7 protein-coding genes are annotated in these 10,475 nt (G+C 49.7%); 1 reads left to right on the forward strand and 6 read right to left on the reverse strand.

Annotated features, from left to right (window positions below):
* Positions 1–100: 100 nt before the first annotated feature.
* Entirely contained in the window at positions 101–1,582 is a 1,482-nt protein-coding gene (locus GX135_07550; protein NLN85931.1) for a bifunctional metallophosphatase/5'-nucleotidase, read from the forward strand.
* 33 nt (positions 1,583–1,615) lie between these two features.
* On the opposite strand, the gene GX135_07555 is transcribed toward GX135_07550, so the two are convergent.
* The 6 genes from GX135_07555 to GX135_07580 form a co-directional block, all read right to left on the reverse strand.
* Complete coding sequence (locus GX135_07555; GenBank protein NLN85932.1) at positions 1,616–2,986, reverse strand: SEL1-like repeat protein; 1,371 nt, start codon at positions 2,984–2,986, stop codon at positions 1,616–1,618.
* Between the two features lie 49 nt (positions 2,987–3,035).
* Positions 3,036–4,475, reverse strand: coding sequence for a serine/threonine protein kinase (locus tag GX135_07560; protein ID NLN85933.1), 1,440 nt, complete (start codon positions 4,473–4,475; stop codon positions 3,036–3,038).
* Positions 4,472–5,605 (reverse strand): FHA domain-containing protein, encoded by a 1,134-nt coding sequence (locus tag GX135_07565; protein NLN85934.1) that lies wholly within the window; start codon positions 5,603–5,605, stop codon positions 4,472–4,474. The genes GX135_07560 and GX135_07565 overlap by 4 nt, the downstream gene beginning before the upstream one ends.
* A 30-nt stretch (positions 5,606–5,635) precedes the next feature.
* Positions 5,636–7,183 (reverse strand): Stp1/IreP family PP2C-type Ser/Thr phosphatase, encoded by a 1,548-nt coding sequence (locus tag GX135_07570; GenBank protein ID NLN85935.1) that lies wholly within the window; start codon positions 7,181–7,183, stop codon positions 5,636–5,638.
* 368 nt (positions 7,184–7,551) lie between these two features.
* On the reverse strand, positions 7,552–8,826 hold the full coding sequence (locus GX135_07575) for a serpin family protein (protein NLN85936.1): 1,275 nt from the start codon (positions 8,824–8,826) through the stop codon (positions 7,552–7,554).
* Positions 8,827–8,953: 127 nt separating this feature from the next.
* Complete coding sequence (locus GX135_07580) at positions 8,954–10,228, reverse strand: serpin family protein (protein ID NLN85937.1); 1,275 nt, start codon at positions 10,226–10,228, stop codon at positions 8,954–8,956.
* Positions 10,229–10,475 lie beyond the last annotated feature (247 nt).

The raw sequence follows: 10,475 nt of genomic DNA on the forward strand, positions 1-10,475 counted from the left end.
ATTTCGCCCGCTCCATCTGAACTGGAGCCTTTTTTCTTGACAGCCTGACAGCTGTTTCCATAGATGAAAACCATCATGTTTTCGTGAAAAGGATTTGACGATGAAATTCAACAAAGCATTCAGTTTGTTACTCGTTCTGGCGTTTTTCAGAGTTTTAAGTGCGCTGCCGCTGAGCATTTTCTACACCGGCGACAGCCACGGAGTTTTTGAGCCGAAGCTGGGTCAGGATGGCTTGAAATACGGTGGCTATCCGGTTTTGGAGGAAGTTTTGAATCGGGAAAGGGCGAAAGTCGGGCGCAGCCTCTATCTGGACAGCGGAGACCAGCAAACCGGCTCCATCTTCGCCTCGCTGGTGGATGATGGTGTACATGGTGGCGCTGTGATTGACGTTTTTAATCGGCTGGGACTGGAAGCCAGCGTTTTCGGCAACCATGAATTCGATTTTTCCTACGGCAACACCAAGGACTTGGCAAAACGGGCTGAATATCCCTTTGTTTGCACCAATCTCATCGATAAGCCCACCGGTAAACCGCTTGGAGGAGTGCCTTTTACGATTTTAGAAACCGGTGGTTTGCGAGTGGGGGTTTTTGGTATCACCCTGGAACTTTTGCCCGAAAAAGTGAAGGCGGAAAATGTGAGCAGTCTGCGCATTTTGCCACCCGTGGATGCCATAAACATGTATTTGGACGAGGTGGAGCGCAAAAGCGACCTCATCGTTGTCTTGAGCCATCAGGGTTTCGAAGCGGACAGTTTGATGGCGCAAAGCCTTGATCACAGGGTGGATATCATCATCGGTGGACACGACCACATCTGGAGCCAGGAACCCATCATGGTGAATGGAAAATGGCTGCTTTACAGCGGTTCACATCTTAATTGGTTGGGACACGCGGAGTTGGAAGTGGAAAACCGCCGTGTAGTTTCGCTGAAAAACCGTCTCATTCCATTGGTTTCGGAACGTGACGAATTCAAAAGCCCTTTGAACGATTTTATCGCTGAAAAGATGGAAACCATCCAAAAACAGATGAGCCGTGTGGTGGGCAATATTCCGCTTGCTTGGACTCCGGATAAATATCGTTCCACTGAGCTTTCACGCTGGATGGCACAAGCCCTAAAAGCTGAGTACCAAAATATTTACAAGCCCGAACTCGCCATCATCAACAACGGCGGTCTGCGCAAATCCCTGCCCGCGGGACCCATCACCCTACGAGATTTGAATGAACTGATTCCCTTCAACAACACTGTGACAGTCTTTTCTCTCAAAGGAAGCGATTTGCTTATCCTGGATGAAATTAACATGCTCCACGCCATCAGCAAACCTCATGATATTTGCGAGATTGCGGGTTGGGAAAAAATAGCCCATCCACAAAAAGAAGCCGGAGAGTTTGAATACCTTGTGAATGGCGAAAAGCTCGATCTGGATAGGGTTTACCGCGTGATTTCCCACGATTTTGTGGCCGGGCAGTGGGATAAATATCTGGGTTTCAAGCCCTTCGACGTTTATGATACCGGAGATTTATTCCTGGATGCCATCATCCATCAGGTGGAATTGCAGTACGGACCCGAAGATGAAGCCAGGGATTAACTTAACATACTGTAAATTATACGGTTTGACCCCTCAACGGAAATAAGCCTGCCAAAGCTTTACCCTGTCCTCAACCCGCTCTTTTTGCTGCGCGCTGAGCTTTGGCTCCACCATTTCCCTGAATTCGCTGGCTGAGGCGTTTCCGTTTTCCTCCGCCAGAGCGAACCAAAAACACGCCTCCTCATCGTTTTTTTCCACTCCCTCGCCCTGGGCATAGCAAATTCCCAGGTTGCTTTGAGCCATGGCGTAATTTTGCTGAGCTGCCAAGCGATACCATTTCGCCGCCTCAACCATATCTTTTTCCACTCCGCTGCCGTTTTTATAGCAAACCCCCAACATGTTCTGCGCCTTGGCGTAACCGGCTTCGGCGGCCATAATAAACCAACGCACCGCTTCCACTTCGTCTTTTTCGGCGCCACGTCCATTCATGTATGCCACACCCAGACCATACATGGCGCGGGGGTCATCTTCCATCGCTGCCAACAGCCACCAGTGCAAGGCTTTAGACTCATTTTGGGGAACCCCGTCTCCATTGTAATGCTGCAGCCCGGTTTTATATAAATCGCTGTATTTTCCTCTGTCCTCGGGTTGGGGTTTTTCGGTTTGGACAGGAGGTTTGGGAAGCGTTCCAGAATACGTATCTTCTTCCACATATTGACGTTGTGGACTGGGGCGAAGCTTCTCCTCTGGAACAGGTTTAGCGGTGGTGTGCATGCTATCAAGCTCTGGAAGTTTGTGGTCGGCACCGCTTTCCGCAGCCAGGCGATACCATTTTGCCGCTTCACGATGGTCTTGCTCAACCCCGTAACCGTTGTCATAGCAGATGCCCAGGTTATACATGGCGTTGGAATTACCCTGTTCCGCCGCCTGAGTCCACCAATGTGCCGCCTGCTGGAGATTTTGATCCACGCCCTCACCCAGATAATAGCAGAATCCCAGGTTGTTCTGGGCATTCGGATTTCCCTTGCGGGCGGATTCCTGGTACCATCTGAAAGCCTCCACCTTGTTTTGTGGAAGCCCAAATCCATTGTCATAACACCAACCCAAGTTATACTGCGCGTGTTGGTTACCTCTGCGGGCAGCGATTCTCCACCATCTGGCGGCTTCGTCATCGCTTTGGGGCACTCCGTCACCGCGATAATAGCACCAGCCCAGGTTATTTTGGGCGTCTGTGTGTCCCTGTTCCGCAGCCAGGGAATACCATCTCACCGCTTCCCGCAGGTCACGCGTGATGCCTTCTCCGTTGTAATAACTCCAACCCAGACGATATTGAGAATCCGCGTCCCCATTCAGAGCTGCACGCAGCAAATCGGGGCTGTATTGCACATTGGCGCTCAAAACCGCCGCCAAAATGCCCAGCACCGCAAGCGCGACAGCCTTCGGGAAAAAGCCTTGTTTCAACATAAAAATATCCATTTTCATTCTATCTTTGTTTAACCAATTCTTTTCGCCATCATTGCAACCAGGCGGGGTTAATCCTTGGTGCCAGTCCAGGATCCGGGTCTTTAATCTCAAAACGTTCCGAATCGATTGAATAGCTGATTTTTGCGCCCACCTTGCCTAAGGCGGGTTGGCTGATGGCGGTGATGATGCCTTCGTTGAATTCAAACTGAAATTCTGTCGTGTTAACTTCTTTGGGATTAACGAAATAATCCAAACTTGGAGGCCATTCATCAAAGAAATCCTGCTGTTTGTAATCCAAGGCCTCTCGCGTGATATAATCAAATTTTGGCAAGATGGCGCGCACTGCCTGCTCCGCTTTTTCCAGCTTTTTCTTTTCCGCGATGGCGTCCAATTCCGCCTGACTGGGGCCATCGTCCGCATTGACCAAGGTTTCGTCTTCCTCAACCCAATCCGTTTTCCTGCCAAAAATATCCAGTTCCCCCTCCAGGTAATATTTGGTCAAAAAACCTGCTGGAATCGCCAAAACGCAGAGTAGCAAGATGATGAGGAAAGCGCGCAGGCCTTTGGACATCTTTTTGCGTTTTGGAACAGGGATGACAATTGGATTTTGGGAAGGCATCGGCAAAGGTGTTATCGGTTCCGGTTGCACAACACGGACAGAGCTCAAGTCTCCAGAATCCAATATCTTAATGGCTTCGGAAGCGCTTGGTCGCAGGGCGGGGTCTTTAGCCGTGAGCGCGTGCATCAGCTTCACAATGAGGTCAGACATAAATGGATAAAAATCCCGCGGATTCGGCAAAGCCTGTTCCACAATCGCTTTTTCAATCTGGAAATTGCTTTCGGCTTCCGTGTCGAAAGGCAGGCGTCCCGTCAAAAGCTCAAACAGCAGTACTCCAGCGGAATAGATGTCAGAACGTGAATCCACTTCGCGGGGAGTTTCAACCTGTTCCGGACTCATGTAGAAAACGGTTCCCACGCGCGAACCGGTCTGGGTGAGGTGCGGGTCTTCCAAAAGCCGCGCCACGCCGAAATCCAACACCTTCAGCTCGTCGTTTTCATCAATCATGATGTTGGAAGGCTTGATGTCGCGATGAACAACCCCTTGCTCGTGAGCGTATTCCAGAGCGGAAAGAATCTGGCGGAATATCACACGGGTGCGCTGTTCGGGAACGGGTCCGGTGTTCCGAATCAATTCCCGCAAAGTCTTTCCCGGCGCGAATTCCATCACCATGAAATAGCCATCCTCTTCGTTGAAAAAACTGAGCAGGCTCACGATGTTGGGATGCTTCATCTTTGCCTGAATGCGGGCTTCTTCGATGAAACGCTGGCGGAATTGTTCCTGATGGGTGATGCTGGGATTCAGCATTTTGATGGCGACTTTGCGGGCTAACAGCTCTTCTTCCGCCAAAAAAACCTTGCCCATGCCGCCTTCTCCCAGGTGGTCCAAAATGCGGTAGCTGCGAATGATGTCGCCCGGATTCAGAATCATTTCAGGACGCGGCCTCCCTTGCGCGTGGGCACGGATTCTGCCAAGGAAAGTTTGATGTGGTTCAGCGATTCATAAATCTCTTCGATTTTCCGGATGGCTGTTTCATAGTTTTGGCGTGGCGCTTCCAGGGAATTATCCACCCTGGGTTTGTCGTCTTCGGTTTTTGTGCTGTCTCGCTTTACGCCTGCCAATTCTTCCAGGACTTCGATCCCTTTTTTCACGGTTTCCTCAATTTTCTTGGGCGCCACCAGTGAAGCTTCCGCCAAGTTCAGTTCCAGTTTTGCCTGTCTGAGCCTCTCTTCCGCTTCCTGGATTTGGGACATATAGTCCTGTCTGCCACGCAGTTGTTCATGGCGTTTGTCAAATTCTTTTTGCGAAACGTTGGCGCTGGCTGTTCTGCTGATTTTTTCCACCACGCCTCTTTGGTTAAAAACGTTTTGAGGCTCTCCGATGCTGACGTCCACCAGGCAGTATGCCATCAAAATGGAATGTTCAAACCCAAGCTTCGCCGGCATCTGCTCCAGGATTTTTTCCATGGTTTCCAGCTTTGAACGCCGTTCGGAAAGCTCTGATGTTTCACTTTCCTTGGTAACGTAACTATGTTCAATGTCGAAGCTTACGACATCGTCTTTGCCACCGCGGAAGAAAAGAAAATAGCTGCCCAGTCCCAAACCCACCAAAGCGAGCGCCACAATCACAATCACCCAGGGCAGGGAATTTGATTTTTTGGGCTTTTTTTCTTCATCCACATAGAAAACCGGGCTGGGACCCGTGTGCGAAGCTCCTGGAGAACCCGCCGAACCGCGTGAAAAAGCGTCCAAAAGCTGCTTCCAATCGAGGCTGAACGCTTTGCCCAGGGAAACGTGGTCTCCCGGTTTGATGAGCGCGGTGCTGATGCGCTGTCCGTTCACAAAAACGCCGTTCAGCGAGCTTTGGTCTGTGATGCGATATTGCGAACCTTCCACAACGATGATGGCATGGAGCCGGGAGATTTTTTCATGGTTTAAAACCACCTCACAATCAGCGCTCCTGCCGATTCTGATTTTTTGCACGGGCGGGGCAGTCTGCCCACAAACGATGCAAAAATTCGCGCCGGTTTCCAGTTCCGCGCCACATTTACTGCATTTCATGGCTTATACACCTTTTTTTTGGTAAATTGTTCAATTAAGGCTGATGCTGTATGGGCTCAGCTTGATTCGTGAACGCAGGCGGGACAAACGGTTCGGATTATTGAAAAGCATCTGGGCATTGGTGCTGTCAAACTTTTTGAAAAGCTCCAGCGCTGCCTGCCAGGTTTTATCGTCCACACTTTGGTCGCCTGCCGCGAAAAGCTTTTCCTGCCAGCTTTCTTTGGGCAAATCCATCTTTCCGCTCGAGCGCACCAGGGCGATGGCGAGCAAGGCTTGAATCTCGTCAATTTTCAGCTCTTCCGAGCCGGCTCTGCCCAAAACTGCCAAATTGCTGTCCAGATAGATGCTTTGTCCGGGAACGATGAAAATAATCTGTTTTCCATCCCTGGATTTGAATTGTTTCAAGCTTTTCGCCTGGGTATCTTTGTTGCTCATGGCGTTGAACGCTTTCAGATATATTTCTCTGGCCTCTGTGGCTCCCAATTCCGTGGCGATGGTGGCTACGTCCACAAGCTGGGATGGGTCCAAAGCCTTTTCAGGCGCTTCTTTTTTACCCTTGGTTTTTTTCGCGGCTTTGGCAAGTGCTTTCTGCTCTGCTTTCAAGCGTTTTTGTTCCGCTTTCGCAGCCTTTTTCGCGTCTTTGGCGGAAACTTTGTCCTGTTTTGCCAGGGTATCTGCCACAGCCGTAATTTCAAGCGGCGCTGTGCTTTGTATGGATTTGCTATACCAGAATACGGCACCGATAAAAACCACCAGGGTCAAAACCAATGCCACCGGTGGAATCAGTTTTTTCTTGGGTGGCTGGGGTGTCTCTTCACGCAGAGAAAATGGCGAACACTGTTGAACCTCAACGAGTTGGATGGTGATGTTATCCGCTCCGCCGCGCTCGTTTGCCATATCAACCAGGTTTTGGCAGGCTATCTGCGGTTCTTCCTCCATCTGTTGATGCAGTTCATCGTCCGAAACGTATTCCGTGAGCCCATCGCTGCAGAGCAGGAATACGTCATCCTGCTTCAGCATGTGCGGACCCGAAAGCTCTGGCGAACAGCTTCCATGCCCCAGCGCGCGGGTGATGAAATTCCGCCGGGGATGGGTTGCGGCCTGTTCCTGCGTGATGATGCCGCTTTCCACCATCATCTGAACTTCGGAATGGTCTTTGGTGAGTTGAATCAACGAGCCGTCGCGGCTCAGGTAAACGCGGCTGTCTCCGCAATGAGCCACAAAATAATTGCCACCGCTCACCAATAATAGCGCCAGAGTGCTGCCCATTTCGCTGAGTTCGGGGTCTTCCCCCGCTTTTTCCGCAATCTGTTGATGTGCCAGTTCGATGGCGCGGGAGATGGTGGCAAGTTCATCACCTGCCACGAACCCAGTTTCAAAATGTCTGTGGATGCTTTCCACTGCCATTTGGCTCGCAATTTCGCCGCCGTTGTGGCCGCCCATTCCATCGCAAACCAAAAACAAATCGCCATAATCACCTTGAAAATGACCAAAATAATCTTCATTCTTTGTGCGGGCCGGATTTTTGCCAATATCCGAAATATTCGCGGCCCTGAGGCGGACTGTGTTTTTTTGCATGAATCTCTCCCTGTGTGATCAATTTTCCGGATTCAAAAACCGGATGCAAGCGTGTGACAACGCCCATTCAACGCCTTTTTTCAAAGCCGCGTAAAACGGATGCCGATGCCAATTACACACAATTTTTCATGATGAATCTATATCCCCGATTACGCGCAATGTGTCAAGTTTTATTTGTCACACGCCTGAGGTGGCAGGATAAAACCAATTGAAATCTTAGGGAAAGCCTGAACGAATCATCAGAATCCAAATTCTTCTTTACAGGGCAATCTCAATAAGCGGCTAAAACCCTGTTTCAGCTGGTTCATAACGGTCAGTTTAAAAAAGCTCTTCTCTTACAAACCACCTTTTTTTATTCCCACTCAATTTCAGTCAGGGTCGTTCATTTTTCCCAAAAAGAGCACGGTGTTGCTGGGGTTGTGCATAATCATGAAAACAAAGGGTTTATCCGCGCGGAAAAGAATCGGCTCCACAGGCAGAGCGGACAAGGTTTCCCTGCCGATAATCACAGCGGTGGCGGCGGCGGCTTCGGTGCCTTCTTCATTTACCTCCACAAAAGCCTTGTGGATGATGTCGTAGATGAAAATCAATTCCTCGGCTTCAGGCTGTATTATGCCGCTAAAATTCGCCGCTACAGGCTCGAAAGCGTCAATCATCCCCAAGCTTTCCAGTTTTTTGGGAACATCGCTTAATTCCAACTCCAGCTTAAACTTGGGTATCTGCAAATTCACGTCTTCCGTCCACATCGAGTCCGTCCATTTCCGCAGGTTTTCGTTGTTTAAATTCTTCACGAAGGTTTCCATCTCATCGGGTAGGAAAATCAACATGGATAGGTCTTTATGAGAGTAGGGCAGCTCCAAAACCTGAAGCCCAGGCGCGGTTCCCAACCGGTATTTCCCATTATTGTTCATCATTTGCACGGTTCGCTGATATTCGGGGGAACGCAGGGTCGAAGATGTCCAAAAGGTGTCTTCCTTGGTTCTGCGGGGGTAAAATTTCTCTTGCCAGCCGCCTTTGAAATGGATGGCGTTCACCAAGACCAAGCCTTCGTGGCTCTGCTCGATGTGGTCTGGCGTCACCAATTCCCGGATGTGGTTCTCGGTTTTTTGTTTCACCCAGTTGTTGATGAATTTCGCCGTGCCGTTGAAATCCTTGAAATTCAGGCTGTAAATGTCGCTTTCGTAACGCTTTCGCAAGGTGGTTACAAAGTCTGTTTTTATCCTGTGGCTGATTTTGTCGGCGCCGAAAAGCGCGTTTGCCACGCTGAGCTGCGCTTCCCCGCTTTCGGCGATGGCGTTAAGCGATTGTTGCAGAGCCTGATAGGCTTCATGTTGGTCACCCTCGAAAAGGTCAAAATTCAGCGCTTCCGCCATTTGTTCAGCGGTTTCACCTCTCGCTCCGGTATAGGTCATACTGAGCGCGGAACTCAGGCTGTAAGGGCTGAAAAACAGGTTTTTCCCGGGTTTGTCAGCCAGCCTCAAAAGCTCGAAAGCCAGGGCGTTGTTCGGAGCCGCGACCTGGGCGGCAAGCTCCGGGGAAAGGTTTTGGGGCTTTTCCCTGCCATTTTCCTTTTCGATTTTTCCGCAAACGCAGCCCAGGCTCAAACTGACCAAAAGCAGCGTCATCATCATATTCTTCAACATCTTAAACCACCTTATTTGTTGTGTAAACATAATTCACGTGTCGGGATTTCCCGTCAATCTTTTTCACGGGAACAAAAAGCGCGCCGGATAAAATCAGACGCGCTTGGGTTATCATGGGATTTAGGGTTTATTGTTTGGGCGGTTCGTTCATTTTGCCCATAAAAAGCACGGTGTTGCTTGGCTTGTGCAACAGGATATACACGAAGGGTTTATCGGCACGGAATGTCACAACTTCATCCGGTTCCGGAGACATCTTTGTGGCAACCACGATACCTGTGGCGGCGGCGGCTTCGGTTCCTTCTTCATTCACTTCCACAAAGGCTTTGTGGATGATGTCGTGGATGAAAACGCCGAGTCCGCTTTCCTTCGGGATGATTCCGGAAAAGTCGGCTCTGGCGTGGTCGAAGGCGTCGGTCATGCCCATGGCTTTCAGGATGTCTGTCAAACCGTCAAAGGTGAGTTCAAACTTGAATTTGGGGATGTAGAGCTGAACCTCGCGCGGGGACATGGATTCCTGCCAATTCATCAGGTTCGCGGAATTCAACTTTTTGGCAAAGCCGTCGATTTCGTCTGGAAGCACAAAGAGCATGGACAAATCCCGCTCGGCGTAAGGCAGTTCAATCAATTGCGCTCCAGGGACTTCGCCATATTGGTATCTGGCACGGGCGCTCATCATTTCCACGGGACGGGATTGGTCTTCCCCACGTTTTTTGGATGAAACGTAGAACTTGTCTTCAATGGTCAGCCTGGGGTCGAATTCATTGAGCCAGCTACCTTTGAAATAGATGGCGTTCACCAACACCATGCCTTCGTTGCTGCCCCGGATATGGTCTTCATTCACCAAATCCTTGATGCGGTCGTGGGTTTTGTCCATCACCCATTTGTTGATGAATTTTGCCGTGCCGCTGTAATCCTTGAAATCGAGGTTGTAATAGTCGCTCAGATATTGTTGTTGTAGAAGCTTGATAAAGTCTTTTTGCACCAAAGCTTTACGGCTCTCCGCGCCAAAGATGGCGTTGGCGACGTTCAGTTCCGCCTTTCCATTTTCGCTGATGCGGTTAAGTTCTTTCTGCAAAGCCAGATATCCCTCGTGTTGCTTCATTTCGGGAAGCCCAAAATACAAAGCCTTGGACATTTGTTCAAAAGTATTATTTCTGGCGCCGCCATAGACCATGGACAGCGCGGTGCTGATGCTATGGGGTGAATAGAACATGTTTTTGCCGGGCTTGTCCGCCATTTCATAGAGTTTGAAAGCCAAAGCGTTGTTCTGTTCGCTGATTGTCGTCATTTCACTATCTTGCACCCGGTCGGGTTCAATTTCCTTTTTACACTTGCTGCAAACGCAGCCGAAGCTAATACTCAGCACCAGCAAAGCCAGTAACAGAGTTTTCAATTTTAACATTGGAACCTCCATGTCTTTTTATGATACTATACTCAATTGTCGCTGGTTTCCGTCAATCTATTTTTAAAAGAGTCTTGTTTTTGGAGTGTGAAACAATAAAAAACGTGGGTGGGACGCGCCAACTCACTGATGGATGGGGAAGAAAACCCTATTATGTAGAACGAGTCTGCTGTTTTTCGGGTTCATAAACCCTAAGCCTTTGTGTCGCTTAATTTTGCCTTTGAAATATAAGGGAGACATAAGGCGG

It is taken from the genome of Candidatus Cloacimonadota bacterium (assembly GCA_012522635.1).
Taxonomy (GTDB): domain Bacteria; phylum Cloacimonadota; class Cloacimonadia; order Cloacimonadales; family Cloacimonadaceae; genus Syntrophosphaera.